This is a genomic window from Diplocloster agilis (genome assembly GCF_019042275.1).
GTDB classification, from domain to species: Bacteria; Bacillota; Clostridia; order Lachnospirales; family Lachnospiraceae; genus Diplocloster; species Diplocloster agilis.
The window spans coordinates 26,674-46,192 of sequence record NZ_JAHQCW010000025.1 but is presented as its reverse complement, the minus strand read 5'-3'; the positions used below and the strand labels follow the sequence as shown (position 1 = coordinate 46,192).

Below are 19,519 nucleotides of genomic sequence, written 5' to 3'. Positions count from 1 at the left end.
TGCATTTCCCTGCCTTTCTGATAAACGATACTGTTTTATACAGATTTCCGTTTGTGAAGTGGAGCATCTTTCACTTATTATCCTATATGGCAGGGGGATTGTAAATATTTACTTTTCTATTTCTGCTGTCCTCTAATTTTTCTTAAAATTTCTCTTGAAACTGTCCATACCGATGGCCAGCAACAAAACGACACCTTTCACCAGAAGCTGATAATACTCGCCCACGTTCAAAAGGGTCAGGCCATTGTTCAGCAATCCGATCACGATCACTCCGAGAATGGCACCCAGTACATCTCCCTCGCCACCTAGAATACTGACACCGCCCAATACGATACCGCTGATCACATCGAACTCAAAACCATTCCCGGTAGTAGGCTGCCCCGAATTAACTCTGGAAAGCCAGACGATACCGGCAAGGCCTGAGAAGAATCCACAGACACTGTATGCCAGCACCTTCACCTTTGTGGTATTGACTCCTGAGAGGTTGGTGGCTTCCTCGTTTCCGCCGATGCAGTAAAAATATCTTCCTATATAAGTCTTATTTAAGAAAAACGCCCCCAGGACCGCCACAATGATCAGAACAATTACCGGAATGGGGACCGCTCCCACATACCCTTGTCCCAGCACCTTAAAGGATTCGGGAAACCCAAAGATCGGCTGGCCTTTGGAAATAATATAGCTCAATCCTTTCAGCATGTTCTGCATACACAGGGTCGCGATTAGCGGTATTAATTTGCCATAGGCAACCAGAATCCCGTTGAAAGTTCCCAGCAGGGTTGTGATTAAAATCGCCGCAAGGCTTGCGGGTACCGGATGCATCCCCATATTTACCATCATAAATGCACAGACAATATTGACCAGTGTAACCTGTGCGCTGATGGACAGATCGATTCCGCCTGTCAGCATCACACAGATCATTCCAATTCCGGCTATTCCAATCATAGAAATCTGACGGAATACATTCAGAAAATTATCAAGACTTAAGAATGCCGGAGACAACACCGTAAAGAATATGATAATGCCAATCAGCAGCAATATAATTGGCAGTTTACTTGATTTTCCTATTTTTAACGCGATTCCTTTCATCTCTCTCCTCCTTCATTATGTCCCGGATGCCAGTGACAGAATACGATCCTGGCTGAACTCATCTTTGGATAGCTCTCCGGTCTTGCGGCCCTCGCACAATACGATAATACGGTCAGAAACACCGATCAGTTCTTCCATCTCCGACGAAATCATGAGAATACATTTTCCTTCCTCGGCCAGCTGATTCAGCAGCTTGTAGATTTCCTGTTTTGCCCCAACGTCGATTCCTCTTGTAGGTTCGTCGAAAATCAGATATTCGCAATTGGCCCCCAGCCATTTGGCCAACACGACCTTCTGTTGATTGCCGCCGCTTAAGTTCTTGGCTTTCTGCTTCATGGTAGGGGTCTTTATATTCAACGCAGTCTGCTGTTCTTGGGCCATCTTCCCTTCCTGTCTTTTACTGATCATGATTCCCCTGGAAATCCGGGGCAGGGACGGCAGAGATATATTTTCCTGCAGGTCAAAATCCAGCAAAAGCCCCAGCTGCTTTCTGTCTTCCGGGATCAGGCCCATCCCGCAGCGTACCGCCTGCTTCGGGGAACGGATCGCCGTCTGCTTCCCGTCCAGGTAGAGCTCGCCCGCCTCCGGTTTTCTCAGGCCATAGATCAATTGTGCCAGCTCCGTCCTGCCTGCCCCGACCAGACCGCCAAGGCCCAGTATCTCCCCATGCCGGACGGACAGGCTGATGTCCTTCACTCCGTTTCCGGAAAAGTTCCTGATCTCCAGCCCTACTTCTCCGATTCTGCTGTTCCTGGCCGGGAATGTCTCGTTCAGATCCCTGCCCACCATATAATGTATCAGCTCTGTTTTATCCGTATCCTTTGTGTTCAGGGTGGTTATGTATTGTCCGTCCCGCAGCACAGAGATCCGGTCTGTAATCTGGAATACTTCATCCAGTCTGTGTGAGACGTAGATGATAGTCACGCCTGCTTCTTTTAGTTTTAAAACCAACTGCAGCATAGTCTGGACTTCTTCCTCCGTCAAAGCGGCGGATGGTTCGTCCATAATCAGCACTCTGGCATCCTTTGAAAGAGCCCTGGCAATCTCGACCATCTGCTGATAGGCCACGGTCAGCTTACCGACCGGTTTTCTGACATCTATTTTGATACCCAGATCTTCAAATATCTTCCGGGAACGTCTTTCCATCTCTTTCCGCTCGATCATCACGCCTTTTCGAACCGCAGATCCCAGGAAGACATTTTCCGAGACGGAAAGGGCAGGTACCATCATTAATTCCTGGTAAATAATCGCTATGCCCAGATCCTTGGATATCTTTGTATCCATGGCATCTACTTTTTTTCCATCCATGTAGACCGCGCCGCTGTCCGGCTGAATCGCACCGGCAATCACTTTGATCAGTGTTGATTTTCCCGCGCCGTTTTCTCCCATAAGTGCATGGATCTCCCCTTTTCGAAAATCCAGGCTGACCTTGTCAAGAGCTTTTACACCGGGGTATTCCTTCACGATTTCCTGAACCGATAGTATGTTGTTATTTTCCATATCTTCACCCTTTACTTCTGAAATTGGGATTCCTCCTGTTCTTTTAAGCCGCGAAGCCTGCCCTATATAAGGCAGGCTCCGCATGATTCCCGCTATTTCAGATATTCATCCACATTGGAGCTGTCCACGACCTCATTGGGAGTATAATAAACTTCTTCATAGCTGCCGCTAAAAAGCGCCTTTAACGCCTCCATAATTCCATCCGCCTGTCCTTTCGGGCTGCCAAGACTTACCGACATTTTAAAAGGAGTGTTATTTTTGATCTTTGTCAGCGCCTCGTCTGTTCCGTCGATGGAAAAGATACCCACTTCGTCGGCACCTGTTCCTTTTGCTTCCAGCACTTCACTCGCGCCCAACGCTCCTCCGTCGCCAAAACACATAAATGCCTTCACCTCCGGATGAGCCTGCAAAATATTTTCCGCATTCGACATCCCGTCGGTTACATTCGCTGCGGAAGCCGATGCCACTACCTGCGCATTCGGAGCCGTCTCTTTTAATCCTTCTTTCATGCCGTCCACACGGTCGATACATTCTTTGATCGAAGGCCATTCATAGATCGCGACTTCCGTCTTGGCATCCTCTCCGAATGTTTTGTTCAGCCATTCGCCGCAGGCGGTCCCCACCATTTTTCCTACGGTAAAGTTATCATTAATATAGGAAAGATCCGCTTCCGGGAACGAGACCCCGTCCGCCATCATATAGATACCTTTGTCATGGGCTTTCTTTGACACATCCGTCAGAGAATTCGCATCTGCCGGCTGAACGACTACCACATCCACGCCGCTGGTCACAAAGTTCTCAACCTGGGTAATCTGCTTTCCGGAATCCGCGCCATTATCCACCGCCGCGACTTCCCATCCCAGTTCATCGCACATTTCCGTGATATACTGTATCTTGGCTGCCCAGGTGGGATTCGCCAGATCCTGTATCGTATAGCCGATCTTATAACTGCCTTTATCTCCTTTTTGATCCTCCGCCTGATCCGCTTCAGGGGCTGCCGTGTTCTCGTCCGTCCCGGCCTCGGTTTCCTGGGGCGTTGCAGAAGTATCCGAGTTTGCAGGTTCCTCCGCTTTTGAGGTACATCCTGTCGTCATCATGATTCCGGCCACCATAGCTGCCAACACACTTTTCATAAACTTTCTTTTCATTTTTCTTCTCCTTTTTATTTTATATTTTTTAAAACTTTCCTCATTACTTCAAAATCCATTTAATTCCAAGGTGAAACGACGTATTTTCCCATAGATCTTCGTTCCGGACTGCTGAGTATGTCCGCCAGGTCCTCAAGCCCTGCGGTTTCACAAATCATGGACTGTACATCCACCTGTCCGGAGTCAATCAGATCCAACGCCCTCTTCTGGGTATAGGGGTTAATATAGGAGGATTTCAGTTCGATTTCTTTTTCGAATATTTCAAAAGGCCTTATGGTAAGCTCATCGTCAGGCTTCGTGAGGCCGAACATCATCACAACCGATTTTTTCCCCGCCAGATCTATGGCCTGACGGATTGTATTTACATTACCAACACATTCAATGACCGTGTCCAGTCTGCTGATTCCCTGTTCTGCCAACAGCCTTCCGGCATCCGCCCCGATCTGGTTTATACACAGATCTGCTCCCATTTTATGTCCCATTTCGCGTTTTCCTTCTACGGGTTCCAGCAGTACAACCTTGGCCGCCCCCGATAGCTTGGACAGCTGAACCATAAGCAGGCCGATCATTCCTCCGCCGATAACCGCCACATGGCTGCCGGGTCGAATCCCGCACTGGTCAATGCCATGCAGACAGCACGCCAAAGGTTCCGTCATCGCCCCCTGCTCAAAACTGGTGTGTTTCCCCAACCGATATACCTGTCTCTCATCTACGCTGCAGTATTGGGCAAATCCACCGTTTACGGTGGTTCCATAGCCGGTCATGTGCTCGCAGAAATGTGCGATTCCATCACGGCAATACACACAGTTTCCACAGTAATGATTCGGATCCACACTCACTCTCTCGCCGGCTTTTATTTTTGTGACCAATCTTCCTGTCGCTTCGACAACTCCTGAAAATTCATGTCCCAGAATCGTAGGCGGCGTACAGGCTGCCGCTCCTTTATCCCCTTCAAAAATATGTACATCGGTTCCGCATATGCCGCAGGCCTCTACCTTGATCAGAACATCTCTGTCGCCTACCTGCGGCATCGGTACCTCCTCCACCTTAATATCATGCTTTCCATAAAATACTGCTGCTTTCATTGTCTGCCTTCTTTCTTTAAATGTTTGTTTAAAAATTCCAAAACCATATGTTTTGTCTCTTCCTGTATAAATGGCTCATCGGCGTGTTCCGCGCCCTCCAATATACAGCACTCTGCCGGGATTCCCCGGTCGGTCAACGCTCTGTACAGCTCTTCGCTCTGTCTGGGCGGAACCTGTGTATCCGTATCCCCATGCAATAGCATGGTCGGAGGGCACTCATCCTTTAATAAGTTCATGATGTCGGGATATTGTTTAAAATCGGGAGGTACCGGTACAAGCTCCGGGCAAAAATCCATCTCCGATGGTTTTGTCACCGGATAGAAAGCCACAACCGCCTGCACATTTTCCGGAAATTCCTCATATCCACCGGTCTTATACTCTTGGTCCTCGCCGGTCACACCTGCCAGCAGACTCAGATATCCGCCGGCCGATTCTCCGGCCAGGGCAAAGCGCTCCGGATCCAGATTGTATTCTTTAGCATGGGCCCTCAGAAACCGGATCGCTGCTTTGATATCCTCCAGTTGTTCCGGAAACCTGGTACGGCATGTAGTACCGTATTCCACGCTTGCCACTGCGTATCCCCTCTTCGCGAACCAGACAAGTTCCGGAATCCAGACATTCCGGTCCATGGTAGTAAATCCGCCTCCGCATAACCAGACGATCAACGGCAGCTTTTCTTTCCTGTCGTATTCAAAAAACTGTCTGCTGCGCATCAAGCTTAATTTCAGCGGCCGGTAAGTGGCGCCGCACCATTCGCTGCGCTGCCCATAGACAATTTCTGACGCTAAAGTGACGACTCGGTTTTCTTTTGGGATTGACATATGTCGTAGCATTTCTTCCTCCCTTTTATAATTCACTTATGCAAATGTGTTTTGTTAAACTAATTATTATATTATCAGAATTAATTCCATATAACAATTCCCAATTTTGCTAAATTTTAGGATATTTTTTTGTGTATTTTTTCTAAACAAATATAAAATCAGTTTGAAATCTCAATAAAAATACTCTCGTAAAGTGAAAAAACGATATTCATTAAAATATAAAGAACCAAAGTTATAGGGATGGTTATGCAATATTGACCTTTTCTAAAGGAAAGATTGACTTTTTACAATCTTACTGTTATATTGTTTTATATACAACTTTTGTAAAAGTCTTATGAGGTGAAAACATTTGAATGCAACAACCCTAACATCCACAGATTTAAAGAAAATCAACAGAAGTAAAGTATTTGAAAACATTTATAATAATAAAATCACCTCCCGGCAGACCATTGCCACCGATCTGAATCTCAGTCTGCCCACCGTTAACCAGAACCTGAAGGAACTGGAGGAGATGGGACTCATCGAAAAAAATGGCCTGTATCAGTCTACCGGAGGCAGAAAAGCGCAGATGATCTCCTGTGTCCACACGGCCCGGATTGGGATCGGGGTGGAAATTCTAAAATCGATCTCCTACATATCTGCGATCGATCTGTATGGCCACTCGTTGGAAGAGTCTTCACTTATGCTCCAGTTTGACAACTCGGAAGAATGCTTCCGCAAATTATCGGACTGGATCAACCAGTTTATCCGGGAAATTCCGTATCCCGAGGAACATATTCTGGGAGTGGGCATCGGAATTCAGGGTCTTACCTCTCAGGATGGTAAAAAAGCAACCTATGCGGAGATCCTGGGCGCCACGGATATGTCCCTGGACAGTTTTTCCAGGTATATTTCCCTCCCCTGTATCTTAATCCACGATTCTGAAGCTGCCGCCTTTGCCGAGCTTTGGCATCAAAAAGACATTACCGACGGTGTCTATGTATCGCTGAACCGGAATCTAGGAGGAGCGGTAATACTCAACAAACACATCTATCACGGACAGGAAGCCCGAAGCGGCGTCTTTGAGCATATGTGCATGGTGCCGGATGGAAAGCCCTGCTACTGCGGGAAAAAGGGCTGTATCGAAGCGTATTGCTCCGCCAACAGTCTGAAAGAATTGATAAAAGAATCTGGCATAGACGAAGATTTCAACAGCTTTTTTAACTATCTGCGGCATGGGGACAAGATTCGTCGGGATATCTGGACCGCCTATCTAAAGAATCTGGCACTGGCGATCAGCAATATTCATACGGTCCTTGATAATGATGTGATCCTGGGCGGGCTGGTTCAAACCTATATCCGGGAGGAAGACATTACGGATCTTTATCATTTTGTCCGGGAATATTATCCATTTCCGCTTCACAATTTCTCTATTAAGCCGGGAATATGCGGAGAACGGTCTGCCACCATCGGCTGTGCTCTTTACTATATTGACGAATTTTTGAAGGGTATCTGAATTTGTACTCTCATTTTAAGAAAAAGCGAAAAAGGACACCGCCTTGTGTGGCAATGTCCTTTTTTGGATTACCGTATTTATTATTGTGCTGCTCCGTTAGGGGTAGCGGTCGTTTCAACGCCATCGTTGGTTCCGTTTCCGGTCAGATCATCCGCTGCGTCCTTAACGCCGTCTACTGCTTCATCAACTGCGCCGGCAGCTCCGTCGATAATGTCTCCGGCAGCGTTTCCTGCCGTACCGTCATTATTATCGGTGGCATCGGTTCCTTCGGTCGCGCTGTTGTTGGTGGTTCCGGGCGTTGCGGTAGCGGCAGGTGTCGCTGTGGCATTGGTTCCGGATTCCGTGGTGGTGCCTGTACCATTATCTGTGGTGTTGTTATTATTTTTCTTGTCGTTGCTGCAGGCCGTAGCCAGGCAAATCATAAGTAATACTGTCACACTTAAGAATAACTTCTTAAACTGTTTCATAATAGTATCTCCTTTTCCATATTCTATAGACAGCAATGTTCTTGCTTTTCTGTTTTTAATATGGGCAGTTTTCCTTATTTTATACATGAATTCTTTATGGAAATCACAAAGCTTATTCTATAGTATAAGGTCATATTGGAGATGCTATTTATATATATTAGAAGCCTAGTTCTTTACCGATTAGAATCACAAGAATGCAGATTCTATTTTTCCTGTGATCTCTTCTTGAGAGAACCTCCCTCATAAAATTCATAGTTCAGTATGTAATTGGTGATCTGGCATTTTGTCTTGGACTCGGCATTCCGAATGATATGCTCCACCGCTGTCCGGGCCATTTTCTCCACCGGCTGTAATATACAGGTAAGACTTGGCCGCACCAGCCCCGTAAAATCAATTGCGTCAAAGCATACCACCGAAATATCCTCCGGTACATACAGTCCCGCCCTCTCAAGAGCAAGGATTGTGCCGCAGGCCTGCATGTTATTCGGTACATAGATCGCTGTGGGAAGCGTGGGCCGGCTTAAGATCCGGCCGACCAACTTTGATACGCTCTCTGAGTTATATTCGCCATAGTATACATCTTCATCGCCACAGGGCAGTTCATGATCCCGCATACAATCGCGAAAACCCTTGAGCCGGTCGATGGCTGTCGTCTCTTCTACGATTCCTGAGATGGCCACGATATTCTTATGTCCATATGAAATCAGTTTTTCCGTCAACTCATAACCTGCTTTGTGGTTATCTATCCCCACAAATGAATAGCTGTTTTTGGTTACCCGAGGTATATTATCCACGAACACCACATTTCCAAGTTCATTTTCCCGCTCATAGATGTCGTTCTGGCATGCCTGTGAGATAATAATACCCATGACATTTTTGACTTTTAAAAGATCGTAGTACATCTGCTCTCTCGTAATATCTTCATCGGTATTGCAGAAGATCATATTATAGCCGTGATAGCTGAGCTCCCTGTCTATCGCCTGCAGCATCCGGGGATAGAACACATTCGTGATATCCGGCAGGATTACGCCCACGATGGAACTGCTGCTGAGCTTTAACGATCTGGCCATATTATTTGGCACATAAGATAATTTATTGGCCGCGTCCATTACCCGCTGCCTGGTCACCTCTGAAATCCGCCCTTTTCCGTTCAACGCCCTGCTTACGGTTGATATAGAAAGCCCCAGGTATTCGGAGAGATCCTTCAGATTCGAACTCATACCGTATACCTGTGTATGTAACAGCAGATGGCGCGGATCTGCTCTTCAAAGGAGACGTCATTGCAGGGCGGCATGACGGTTAATTCTGGTATTTGATTCATATGGATTCATCCTTTCCTCAGTATCTTTGATTTGAGCAAACGTTTGCGCTTGGTCTAAAATTTTCTGCCCTGGCGCAGCTGTAGCATCTTATGCAGGCACAGGACAGTATTTTTAGTTTGGGGACATGTCCATTTCAGTTTGGGACATGTCCGTTTCAGTTTGGGACATGTCCATTTCGGTTTGGGACATGTCCGTTTCAGTTTGGACATGTCCCAAATTGATTAGCACTCTATCTCGTGAATGGTGCCGATCTGAGGGCTGAGCAGGTCACAGCCGGTCTCGGTGATGACAATGGGTTTCTCCCAGCGCAGTCCGAAGTTCGGTCCCATAGCAAAGGTGTCGATCTGGAATGTCATGTTGGGTAACAGAGGATAATCGGAAATGGTCTCCATCCACGGAGCCTCCACTTCAATCAGGCCCAGACCATGGCAGGGTCCATACAGAAGGTTCTCTCCGTAGCCATTCTCCTGGAAGTATTTGATGAAGTCCTTGGCTACATCTGCTGCGATCACTCCGGCTTTTAGCTGTTTCTCGGTCCACATATGGGCTTTCAGGCAGAATTCCACCAGGTCTTTTTTCAGCCCGGTCAGCGGGCCCATGGATACGGGCATACCGATGGAGGGAGAGTATCCGTCGATCTTGGCAGCCAAGTTGATCTGAACTATATCACCCTTCTGGATTTCCCGGTACGAGGAGCGGGAGATCGCATGCTGGGTGGATTTTTCAGAAAATACATAGAGCGGAAGCCCTTCATACTCGCCGCCGTTTTCATAGATCGCTTTCTGGGCGATTCCCACCATCTGCAGCTCGGTCACTCCGGGACGCAGGGCTTTGATCACTTCCTGTGTGGCGATCTCCGTAATCCGAGCGGCTTCCCTTAGGCAGGCGATTTCATTATCGGATTTCACACTTCTTAACGTGGTCATAATATCATCACAGCGGATCAGTTCCGCTTCCGGATAACACTCTTTAATACCTTCGTAGATTACCAGGTTCGTATCCAGCCAGGCAGCCATTCCGATCTTGATGTGGTCTCCGGTAACGCCTAATTCTTTGAAGACTTCCCGGAAATTCGTGGGATGCAGCTCCGGATACTGGGGATTGGCTGACTCGCGGTATTCGCGGAGCACGCGTACCTTGTCAATGTGGCCGAAATCGGAAGCAAAGATCTGGCTCTCAGGACCTACCATCAGCGCACAGTCACCGGACGGGGTGATCGCCACGCCGGCCCGCTCGAATACCGGCCAAAAGCCGGATAGATATCTGGTGTTCGCATAGTCCGCTTCCGATCCGTTTACCACTAATATATCCAACCCGCGCTCGCCGGCCAGTTTCGCTGCCCTGGCGATTCTCTGTTTATATTCTTCGTCCGGAATCATTACTCTTTTCATTTACTGTTCCTCCATCATCTTTTTTATTTTATTAATCTTCAAAGCCGTAACCCATCACCGTATAATAAGCCAGGTTCGTCTGCCTCGCGTCCAGTCTGCCGTACTGTACGATTACCGGTACGTCACTTTCCACTTTCATCGCATACTGCCTGCCAAGTGATTGGGTGTGAGCTCCGAAATATTGCTCTTCATGGGTTTTCATACACCGCACTCTGTTCGCCCCTATCGTAATTCCTTCTGCGGTATCCGGATCCGCATCCTCGTAGTAAAATACAACTCGGATATGCGCATCCCGGTCATTGGGGTTTAAAACAACCACGGACTCATGTCCCTTTAATTCACTGTCGCCAAACGGCGGTCTGTCTCCGTCCGGAAAGAACCAGACTTTTTTTCCATAATCTTTCACGTTTCGTCTCCTGTCTTCAACATGCATGTTCCCTGAAATTATGGAAATTCCAGAATGCACGTACTGTTTTATACAGTTCTCTTTTTTGCACAACGGGTGAGCAATCGTTTGCTCACCCGTTAAACCACCACTGTAATCTTTTTTGCTATTCGCCTCTGCCGAAGCGGCTGATTAATTGATTTTTTTCAGTGATCTTCCCTCAATAAATGTATAATCCAGAAAATTTGTAACGGTTTTAAAATGATTTCCATCGTTTTTCAGATTGTCAATGATCATCTGTACAGCGGTCTCGCCAATCCGCTCTATCGGCTGGCTTACTCCTGTGAATACCGGTTCAATCAGCCTTGCGTCGTCCTGTCCGTCAAAGCAGACAAGGGAAACATCTTCCGGTATCCGGATGCCCGCCTCTTTCAGCGCATACATTGCACCGAAGCCCTCTACGTTATTATGGGCATATATTATAGAAGGAAGATTGTCGTGCTCGATTAGTTTTTTTGTAATTTCATACCCGCTGTCATAATGGCAGTCGCCTATGTAATGCCGTTTTGGATTGAAGGGTATTCCGTAATCCGACAGGCAGTTTTTGAATCCCGCCACACGGTCGTTGCTGGAAGATTCATCCAGGTTTCCGCTGATCATAGCGATGTCACGGTGGCCGTGTTCGATGATTTTCTGTGTCAATTCATAGGATGCCCGCTCATTGTCCACGCTTACAAAGGAATATGGTTTATTCGTAATATACGGCGCATTATCCACAAATACATAGTTTCCAAGCTTGCTTTCTTTTTCATAGATATCGCTCTTACACGTTGTCGCGATGATCATTCCGCTTACTTTCTTGGACTTCAGCAGTTCAAAATAAGCCTTTTCCCGTTCAATATTCTCATTCGTGTCACAGAATATAATACTGTAGCCGGCGTCCCACAACATCTGATCCATACTTTTCAGCATTTTCACATAAAAAGTATTGGCCACATCCGGGATGATCACTCCAACGGTGGAGCTCCTCTGCATCTTTAATTCCCGGGCTGTCTCATTCGGACGATAATGAAATTTCTCTGCAGCTTCCAAAACTTTTTTCCGGGTCTCCTCACTGATCCGCCCTTTGTTATTCAATACTCTGGATACGCTTGAGGTAGATAATCCCAGATATTCGGCGATATCTTTTAGTGTTGCGCTCATAGTTTCTCCTGTATTTTAGAATTTCCATATCGATCCTCTGCCGCTTTCGTAAAGAAGAGGGGTATAAAGGATCCTTTGCGCGAGATGCTTTTATTCCGGTATGTTATGGATATGGTTGCTTAAATTGTAACATTATTCCATTTTATGCGCAATCCTAATCCGTTTGCGCTGCAACCAGTGCTGCAACCAGCTTTTTGCGCTGATTTTACCAGCTTCTTTGCGCAGTTTAGCGGTACGGACCCTTTCTCCGGATCGTTTTTCTTCCTATGACAGTCTTTACAGGTTCTTGCTGCTTAATCGTACAGTAACGGCGCTATTTTCGGATCGTCCATATTGCTGGCGTCATACCAGTAACATCCGGTATCGATAAAGGATTCAACACTCTCTCCATTCATCAGCTTCACTGCGGTTTCAATTGTCTTGTAACCCATCCCAACCGGATCCTGGGTAATAGCTCCTGCGATTTCTCCGCTTTTGATCGCTTCTTTCATAGCTGCGGAAGAGTCAAAACCTACCAGTTTAACATCTTTTAACTTATTTGCTTCTTTCAGGCCATTATAAGCGCCCACGCAAGCTCCTTCGTTGGATGTATAAATCAACTGGATATCCGGATTCGCCTGCATCATACTTTTAGCAACTTCTGCGGATTTTAAGTGGTCGCCTTCTCCATACTGCTCATCGACGATCTCGATATCCGGATAGTCCGCCGCTATTTTATCTTTGAACCCAACAACTCTTTCCACTGCGTCAACAACTGTCTGGGAATGTCCGACAATACCAATTTTTCCTTTTCCTCCCAGAAGCTCAGCCGCATGTTCTGCTGCCAGCGCGCCGGCTGCCAAACTGTCGGTGGAACATTTCGCCTCAGATTCCGCTTCTCCGACACCAGCGTCAAAACCTACCACTTTGATTCCTTTTCCTTTTGCTTCCTGAAGAATACCGGCTACGGCTTCATTGTCAATTGCTGCCATACACACTGCTGACGGATTGTTCCCCAGCGCGGTTTTCAGCATGTCGACCTGTTTGTCTACCATAGTCTCCTGTTCCGGCCCTTCAAAAGTAATTTTCACGCCCAAATCAGCAGCAGCCTGATCAGCGCCGGATTTTACCGCCTGCCAGAACTGATGTGAGAATCCCAGCGCGATCATAGCTATATAGGGTTCTTCACCATCGGCTGCGGGAGCGGAAGTGTCTGCATCTGCGGGAGCCTGGGCCGATGCATCTTCGTTCTGCGCGGGTTCACTTTTTGCCGGTTCCTCACTTTTGGAACCGCATCCTACGGCAGCGCCTGCCACCATCGTTAAGGTTAAGAGAACTGCTAATAACTTTTTCATTACTTTTACCTCCTTTTATTTTGATAAGTAATGGTATATGCTAAGCCCTTATGGGCTGATAGCCGTTAGATCAGCCTTTTTTTCTTCTCATCTGGTCAAAGAATACGGCCAGAGCCAATACCAGGCCGACGATGGCCGACTGTATCTCGGTGGATACGGCCATGATCCGAAGTCCATTGGTCAAAGAGCTGATGATCAATGCACCGATCAGGGTTCCCACGATACTTCCCTCGCCGCCGGTCAGGGAGTTGCCTCCGATTACGGCCGCCGCGATGGCTTCCAGTTCATATCCGGGGCCCAGCTGAGGCTGTGCCGAATTCAAACGGGAGGACATAACCAGTCCCGCTACGCCGCAGAACAGGCCGCAGAGAGCATAGATGCCGATTTTCCACTGATTTACCTTGATACCGGAGAGCCTGGCCGCCTCCTCATTGGAGCCGATCGCCAGATCATACCGTCCGATCAGGATTCTGGAGAACAATATGTGTGCGACTATCGCCGCAATCACCAGAATAATAATCGCATTGTAGAAACCGGGTATCCCTAAAAATTCGCCGATCGCGATGTTCTGGTATCCGTCCGCTCCTGTAAAATAGACGGGTTTGATGCCGGAGACTACCAGGGAAAGGCCTTTTGTAATCATCTGCATGGCCATGGTGGCAATAAACGGCGGAAGCATCATCTTAGCTACGGCGAATCCGTTAATAGCGCCACACAGGGTTCCTACCAGGAATCCGAACAGGATCGCAAGCCAGATCGGAAAATGCCAGACAGTAAACGCCGTACCGCTCATAACGCAGGAAAATGTCATAACCGTACCAACGGATATATCGATTCCTCCTGTGATAATAACGAAGGAACATCCCAGAGCCAGCAGCCCGTTTACACAGGTGGCCAGCAGGATCGTCATGATGTTGTCATAACTGGCGTAGCTGGGCTTCATAATGCTGAAAAAGATAACCAGCAGAAAAAAGGTAGCCAGTATAATAAGTTTGTGGGAAACATCTTTATTTTTCAATAAACTTTTTACTTTCATTGTTCTTTCCTCCTTCTCCCTTATGCCTCTCGTTTGGTGGCATATCCCATGATGACATTTTGATCAATTTCGTCTCCCGTCACCTCTCCGGTGATTCTGCCCTCGCACATAACCAGAACTCTGTGGCAGGTTCTTATAATCTCCGGCAATTCCGATGAGATCACGATGATCGTTTTGCCCTCAGCCGCCAGCTGATTCATCAGCTTGTAGATTTCATTCTTTGCTCCGATATCGATACCTCTGGTCGGTTCATCAAAGATCAGAATATCGGAATTCCGGGTCAGCCATTTGGCAAGTACGACCTTTTGCTGATTTCCACCTGATAGAAGTTTTACCTTCTGTTTAATTGAAGGAGTTTTGATGCTCAGCGATTCTTTTTGCTTTGTCGTATTGTCACGAGACTTTTTAAAGTTGATAAATACCAGCGCTTTCAGGAAGTCTGTCATATCCGCCATACAGACATTTTCATCTACCGAAAGCCCCAGCGCCAGTCCGTACCGCTTCCGGTCCTCGGACAAATAAGCGATCCCTGCGTTTACTGCGTCGCTGGGAGAGCTGATCTTCACAGGCTTGCCGTGTACCAGGATCTCTCCGCTCTCGTGGGGATCGGCGCCGAATATGGCACGGGCCGTCTCTGTCCTTCCCGCTCCCACCAGGCCGGCCAGCCCCAGGATCTCTCCCTCTCTGGCCTGGAACGTCACATTCCGGACCATACGGCCGGCATTCAGATTCCGGACCTCCAGGGTAACTTTATTGTCTTTCTGCGTAAATGCATCCTGTTTTGTAACAAATATTTCCCGGCCGACCATCATCTTGATAATCTGGTCGATGGAGGTATCCTTCGTATTCACGGTATCCACATAGCCGCCGTCCCGCATTACTGTGATCCGGTCCGAGATCTGTTTCAGCTCTTCCAGCCTGTGGGAAATATGTATAATCGCCCGCCCCTCTTCACGCAGCATCCGAATGACCCGGAACAGGTCTTCGATCTCGTTGTCCGTTAACGCCGCGGTGGGCTCATCCATAATCAGAATCTTGGAATCATATGAAAGCGCTTTGGCTATCTCTACCATCTGCTGTTTGGCTACGGTTAAATCCCCAACCTTTACTGTGGGATCAATATCCTGATTCAGTCTCTCGAATAACTTTTTGGCTTCCTGGTTCTGTGACTTGGCATCCAGGAAAACCTTGGCTTTTGTCTTGTACTCCCGTCCAATGAAAATGTTCTGCGCAGCTGTCAGATGGTTCATCAGATTTAACTCCTGATGGATCATGATGATGCCTTTTCGCTGTGCATCTCTTACATTGTTAATGCTGATTTCCTCCCCGTTCAGCAGGATCTTGCCGGAATCCTTCGTGTAGACGCCGGTCAGCACCTTCATCAATGTGGATTTCCCCGCACCGTTTTCGCCGACCAGAGCATGTACTTCCCCTGCTTTGAGTTCAAAGGTCACATCATCCAGCGCTTTAACTCCCGGAAACTCTTTGCAGATATGCTCCATTTTGATTAGTTCTCCAGCCATTTCCTATCACCTCTTTCTCCTTGCTGTTCCTTCCACCGGTTACCTTTTTCATATGCTTCATAAGTTTATCCGACCGCTCGGACTCATTTTTCAGATATGAGCAATCGATTGCGCAATCAGGAATAAAAAATAGTAGCGGAAATACAATATGTGCTACTATCTGATGCCTATGAAGTTTTCCCTCTGGATAACTCTAGCTTATTACACCTGAAATTATCTGTCAACGACATTTTTTGCGCAAAATTGATGCGCAATTCCGACTATTAAGCTGTGCTTATAAATCAAAATATGGGGATAAACAAAAAGAATCTTGATTCATTCAAGGTTCTGAAAGGAACTTTTTTCGTATACAGTTTGAAATTCATTACTCTTTTTATTATATTTTTTAATATGTATTTGTGCATATATTCCTTTTGGTTTGCGCATTTTGCGCATGTTTCTATGTATTTTTTCTCATTTTTATTGGATTTGTTTTTATTTTTTCGTCATTAATTCTAAGTATTGATGGTTTTGTTTGTTTTTTATGCGCACTTTAACTTCGAAATCCGTGAAGTTTTTATTCTTTATTTTTTGCGCATTTCACTTGTCACTCTGCATTATGCGCAGTATTGTGTGAAGTTTACTACTGTGTTAGTATTGAAAATAAATTAGTTATTTATCATCCTATCGTACGGATAACGATCATCCAATATTCAGCCTGTTAGTTAACAACTTTTATGATAAGATATTTCTACTAATCATAACCCCGGAGGTATTCATATGGAAATCATAAGCTTTCGAAAGGAACAGCTCCCTGTCATATCCTCTTTTATCCTGGATACGTTACATAAGGATCCGCAGCTCAACCATTCATCCCAACTGATTCAGCGTTACACGGATATGTTTTCACCGGACGGATTAGCCGGTCTGGCAGAGTCCTTGAAGTACCGCTTTATCCTATGCCGCGATCAGGGCGAGCTCTGCGGCGTCTCGATCCTTGACACGTCCGGGAACATCCTCTGCCTGTGCGTCCGGGATATACACCGGAATCAGGGGATCGAAGAGCTTTTGTTCGCGGAAATCTTAAAAATCTGCGAAAGGGATCTGGTGGTAACCCGGGTTACTGTCCATACAACCGAAAGTATGCTGCCCCTCTTTAACCGTCTGGGCTTCCAGGTATACAGCAAGGAACAAACGCTGCAGGGTTTCCCCTGTCTCTCTTTGGACTACATGATCTTACCTGGTAATATGAAAAGTCAAAACACCCGGAAAAGGACCGCGTTCGCTGTCATTATATCCGTCACATGCACGCTTTTAATCCTCGCGTTCTCCGTATTTCTGGTTCTCACGGCAGGCTCCTGGCTGAAAAATGAATGGGACCGTCTGCAAAGCAGGCTGTCGGAAACCTTCGGAAATTCATCCGGCACCATCCTCCCTTATCAGGAAACTCCTTATTCCGATACGCCCGGCGGGGGCTTCTACGGTGAGGGGCTGCAGCCCGGCATGGAAGAACCACAGCCGGACGACCAGAGTGAGGATCTGGATACTCTGGCTGATTTTCCTGTCTATCAGTCGGACGATCTGCCTTATATCCTGACGGAAGAGTCCTATATCGAATATTCGGAATCCGATAAAGAAACTGTGGATTTTCGCATCTTCTATCCAAGAATCGAGGGGCTTCAAAACGCGGACGAACTCAACGAAAAGATTAAAGCGATGGCCATGGCCACCGCAAACCGGACTTATCTGGAGCGGGATGACCAATTTATGGATTCCCTGGAAGGTTTGAATCAGTACTACTTCGCCAGCGACGTTCAGTACCGGGTCACTTACCAGGGCGGGGAATTATTGAGTATTGTCTTCGAGGATCACTACTTTTCCGGCGCCTTAGTGCTGGAGTTTCTGGACATCCGCACCTTGAATCTGAACCTGAACGATGGTACGGTGTACGAAACTTTTTCCGATATTGTAAATGTGGATGATGCATTCCAGTCCTTCTGGTATGACAGGATGTTACAGGAGGTCCCCCGTTCACGGGTACTGAACGGTCTCACCCAGGAACAGTTCCGCGGGATGCTGGATGGAGAGGTTGTGGATGGCAGGTATTATGTGAACTACTTTTTGACAGCCGACGGATTTGAGCTTGGATTTACCTACCACTATAACAGCGGGGAAGAAGGAGAAACTGTCATCCAACGTGGCTGGATGAGCGCGCCGTGCTGGGATATTGAAATGTATGGGTTTTCTAACGATAGTGATTTTTGGGATTTACTGGAATAAGCAAAAAAGGACAGGTCCCCTCGTCATATTTGCACTTTGGGGACCTGCTGTATTCCATAAAAATGAAAAACCTCACCGGATTTTCATCTCAGCAAGGTTTCTCTATACAAGTACAACCTATGTACGATAAACGCAAACTTGTTATTTATTCAAACTCTACAATCTCTCCCCCATGTACTCTGGAATACTCCGCAGCGAACGCCATGATATGCCCCTGCAGAGACAGCTCTGCGGAAAGCTTCTGGTTCTCCGGATCAGGATAAGCCAGCGCGTGTACAAAATTCTGCATAATGCATTCGTCCCCTCCTGAATGCATTGTCTTCGGAGTATGTACCTTTACTTCCGTCTCATTGCCGGATGCAAAATCTTTCACCACAAATTTATCATCATCGATACAGCCCTCTATCTCACCTTTGGTTCCCATAATCTTCGTCTGGCGGATGATATCCATGGTAAACGCACTGGCCTGGAAGGATACGGTAATGCCGTCTTCATATTCGATGTTCACCACCTGGCGTTCCACCGCGTCGTTATCACACTGATATACGCAGCGGCTGTAAGGGCTCTCCTTCAGGTGTTCCAGAAATGCCTGTTTGTCATCGGTCCGCATCACGATATCCCGGAAATTCTGCCGGGATTTTCTATCCTCCAGATACTTGTATGCAGAATACATGCAATCCTTATTGTGAGGACATCCGTCCATGCAATTCTCAGTCGCTCCTTCCGGCATATTCGCCCTGGTAAAATAGGACAGGGAACCGAAGGAAGATATTTTCTTACATTTTTTCCCGCCCAGCAGGAAATTAAAGATATCCGTGTCATGGCAGCATTTCGCCACGATCATCGGCGTTGTTTCCTTCGTATTATGCCAGTTTCCCCTGACATAGCTGTGGGCAAAATGCCAGTAGCCAATATTTTCAATGTGATGAATCGACTTCACCTCACCGATTGTCCCCTTGTCGATCACGTCTTTCATGGCCCTAAAGAAAGGTGTATGCCGGAGGACATGGCATACCATCAGCAGGATACCTTTCTCTTTCGCGGCATCCACAATCGCCTGGGTCTTCTGTGCCGTCTCCGCCATAGGTTTCTCCAGCAGGATATGATACCCCTTCCCGATGCAGGCCATGGCCGGCTCGTAGTGTTCCTGATCCTGCGTGGCGATAATCACGCCGTCCAGCTCCGGGTCCGCGCTCAGCAGATCATGCCAGTTGGCAAACCTCATCTGCTGCGGGATCTGATGGGCATCCGCGAAGGTATCCCTTCGGTCGGCCTGCGGTTCCGCCACACATACAAACTTTACTTCCGCAGGGTATTTCAGCGCGTACGGCGCGTAGCAGTTCGCTCCCCGCTCCCCTGCGCCGATCAATCCCAATCTCATCTGTCTCATATCAATCACCTCAATTTTCTAATTTGGGACATGTCCATTCCGGTTTGGGACATGTCCATTTCAGTTTGGACATG

The 19,519-nt window shown here is 47.2% G+C and carries 16 protein-coding genes; 2 read left to right on the top strand and 14 right to left on the bottom strand.

All coding sequences use genetic code 11. The annotated features are described in order from the left end of the window. Positions 1-132: 132 nt before the first annotated feature. From KTH89_RS14750 to KTH89_RS14730, 5 genes are all read right to left on the bottom strand, one after another. Complete coding sequence (locus tag KTH89_RS14750; protein ID WP_158346289.1) at positions 133-1,086, bottom strand: ABC transporter permease; 954 nt, start codon at positions 1,084-1,086, stop codon at positions 133-135. 15 nt (positions 1,087-1,101) lie between these two features. Further along, positions 1,102-2,586 (bottom strand): sugar ABC transporter ATP-binding protein, encoded by a 1,485-nt coding sequence (locus tag KTH89_RS14745; protein ID WP_158346287.1) that lies wholly within the window; start codon positions 2,584-2,586, stop codon positions 1,102-1,104. Between the two features lie 92 nt (positions 2,587-2,678). After that, positions 2,679-3,734 carry a sugar ABC transporter substrate-binding protein gene (locus KTH89_RS14740; protein ID WP_238722218.1) on the bottom strand — a complete coding sequence of 352 codons (1,056 nt, stop codon included), beginning with the start codon at positions 3,732-3,734 and terminating at the stop codon, positions 2,679-2,681. Positions 3,735-3,793: 59 nt separating this feature from the next. Then, positions 3,794-4,819 carry a zinc-dependent alcohol dehydrogenase family protein gene (locus KTH89_RS14735; protein ID WP_238722217.1) on the bottom strand — a complete coding sequence of 342 codons (1,026 nt, stop codon included), beginning with the start codon at positions 4,817-4,819 and terminating at the stop codon, positions 3,794-3,796. Then, complete coding sequence (locus KTH89_RS14730; RefSeq protein ID WP_238722216.1) at positions 4,816-5,652, bottom strand: alpha/beta hydrolase; 837 nt, start codon at positions 5,650-5,652, stop codon at positions 4,816-4,818. The genes KTH89_RS14735 and KTH89_RS14730 overlap by 4 nt, the downstream gene beginning before the upstream one ends. A 337-nt stretch (positions 5,653-5,989) precedes the next feature. On the opposite strand from KTH89_RS14730, the gene KTH89_RS14725 reads away from it, so the two are divergent. After that, the gene (locus tag KTH89_RS14725; protein WP_238722215.1) at positions 5,990-7,135 is read left to right on the top strand and encodes an ROK family transcriptional regulator; all 1,146 of its coding nucleotides are present in this window, start codon (positions 5,990-5,992) and stop codon (positions 7,133-7,135) included. An 80-nt stretch (positions 7,136-7,215) separates the two neighbouring features. On the opposite strand, the gene KTH89_RS14720 is transcribed toward KTH89_RS14725, so the two are convergent. The 8 genes from KTH89_RS14720 to KTH89_RS14685 form a co-directional block, all read right to left on the bottom strand. Further along, entirely contained in the window at positions 7,216-7,602 is a 387-nt protein-coding gene (locus tag KTH89_RS14720; RefSeq protein ID WP_158346277.1) for a hypothetical protein, read from the bottom strand. A 203-nt stretch (positions 7,603-7,805) separates the two neighbouring features. Next, positions 7,806-8,822 (bottom strand): LacI family DNA-binding transcriptional regulator, encoded by a 1,017-nt coding sequence (locus KTH89_RS14715; protein WP_238722214.1) that lies wholly within the window; start codon positions 8,820-8,822, stop codon positions 7,806-7,808. Positions 8,823-9,145: 323 nt separating this feature from the next. Continuing rightward, complete coding sequence (locus KTH89_RS14710) at positions 9,146-10,315, bottom strand: M24 family metallopeptidase (protein ID WP_158346273.1); 1,170 nt, start codon at positions 10,313-10,315, stop codon at positions 9,146-9,148. A gap of 31 nt (positions 10,316-10,346) precedes the next feature. After that, positions 10,347-10,721: a sensory rhodopsin transducer gene (locus KTH89_RS14705; RefSeq protein ID WP_238722213.1), complete on the bottom strand. Its 375-nt coding sequence runs from the start codon at positions 10,719-10,721 to the stop codon at positions 10,347-10,349. A 171-nt stretch (positions 10,722-10,892) separates the two neighbouring features. Further along, entirely contained in the window at positions 10,893-11,903 is a 1,011-nt protein-coding gene (locus tag KTH89_RS14700) for a LacI family DNA-binding transcriptional regulator (RefSeq protein WP_158346269.1), read from the bottom strand. A gap of 293 nt (positions 11,904-12,196) precedes the next feature. Next, positions 12,197-13,237 (bottom strand): ABC transporter substrate-binding protein, encoded by a 1,041-nt coding sequence (locus KTH89_RS14695; protein WP_238722212.1) that lies wholly within the window; start codon positions 13,235-13,237, stop codon positions 12,197-12,199. Between the two features lie 70 nt (positions 13,238-13,307). Next, positions 13,308-14,273 carry an ABC transporter permease gene (locus KTH89_RS14690; protein WP_238722211.1) on the bottom strand — a complete coding sequence of 322 codons (966 nt, stop codon included), beginning with the start codon at positions 14,271-14,273 and terminating at the stop codon, positions 13,308-13,310. Positions 14,274-14,293: 20 nt separating this feature from the next. Continuing rightward, a complete protein-coding gene (locus tag KTH89_RS14685) occupies positions 14,294-15,796 on the bottom strand; it encodes a sugar ABC transporter ATP-binding protein (RefSeq protein ID WP_238722210.1) in 1,503 nt (500 codons plus the stop codon). A gap of 759 nt (positions 15,797-16,555) precedes the next feature. Here KTH89_RS14685 and KTH89_RS14680 point away from each other — a divergent pair. Then, a complete protein-coding gene (locus KTH89_RS14680; protein WP_238722209.1) occupies positions 16,556-18,055 on the top strand; it encodes a GNAT family N-acetyltransferase in 1,500 nt (499 codons plus the stop codon). A 145-nt stretch (positions 18,056-18,200) separates the two neighbouring features. On the opposite strand, the gene KTH89_RS14675 is transcribed toward KTH89_RS14680, so the two are convergent. After that, complete coding sequence (locus tag KTH89_RS14675) at positions 18,201-19,445, bottom strand: Gfo/Idh/MocA family protein (RefSeq protein WP_238722208.1); 1,245 nt, start codon at positions 19,443-19,445, stop codon at positions 18,201-18,203. Between the last annotated feature and the right edge of the window lie 74 nt (positions 19,446-19,519).

Coding starts and splice junctions, on each gene's coding strand:
- KTH89_RS14750 (WP_158346289.1), bottom strand. CDS start 1,086: ATGAAAGGAATCGCGTTAAAAATAGGAAAATCAAGTAAACTGCCAATT.
- KTH89_RS14745 (WP_158346287.1), bottom strand. CDS start 2,586: ATGGAAAATAACAACATACTATCGGTTCAGGAAATCGTGAAGGAATAC.
- KTH89_RS14740 (WP_238722218.1), bottom strand. CDS start 3,734: ATGAAAAGAAAGTTTATGAAAAGTGTGTTGGCAGCTATGGTGGCCGGA.
- KTH89_RS14735 (WP_238722217.1), bottom strand. CDS start 4,819: ATGAAAGCAGCAGTATTTTATGGAAAGCATGATATTAAGGTGGAGGAG.
- KTH89_RS14730 (WP_238722216.1), bottom strand. CDS start 5,652: ATGCTACGACATATGTCAATCCCAAAAGAAAACCGAGTCGTCACTTTA.
- KTH89_RS14720 (WP_158346277.1), bottom strand. CDS start 7,602: ATGAAACAGTTTAAGAAGTTATTCTTAAGTGTGACAGTATTACTTATG.
- KTH89_RS14715 (WP_238722214.1), bottom strand. CDS start 8,822: ATGAGTTCGAATCTGAAGGATCTCTCCGAATACCTGGGGCTTTCTATA.
- KTH89_RS14710 (WP_158346273.1), bottom strand. CDS start 10,315: ATGAAAAGAGTAATGATTCCGGACGAAGAATATAAACAGAGAATCGCC.
- KTH89_RS14700 (WP_158346269.1), bottom strand. CDS start 11,903: ATGAGCGCAACACTAAAAGATATCGCCGAATATCTGGGATTATCTACC.
- KTH89_RS14695 (WP_238722212.1), bottom strand. CDS start 13,237: ATGAAAAAGTTATTAGCAGTTCTCTTAACCTTAACGATGGTGGCAGGC.
- KTH89_RS14690 (WP_238722211.1), bottom strand. CDS start 14,273: ATGAAAGTAAAAAGTTTATTGAAAAATAAAGATGTTTCCCACAAACTT.
- KTH89_RS14685 (WP_238722210.1), bottom strand. CDS start 15,796: ATGGCTGGAGAACTAATCAAAATGGAGCATATCTGCAAAGAGTTTCCG.
- KTH89_RS14680 (WP_238722209.1), top strand. CDS start 16,556: ATGGAAATCATAAGCTTTCGAAAGGAACAGCTCCCTGTCATATCCTCT.
- KTH89_RS14675 (WP_238722208.1), bottom strand. CDS start 19,445: ATGAGACAGATGAGATTGGGATTGATCGGCGCAGGGGAGCGGGGAGCG.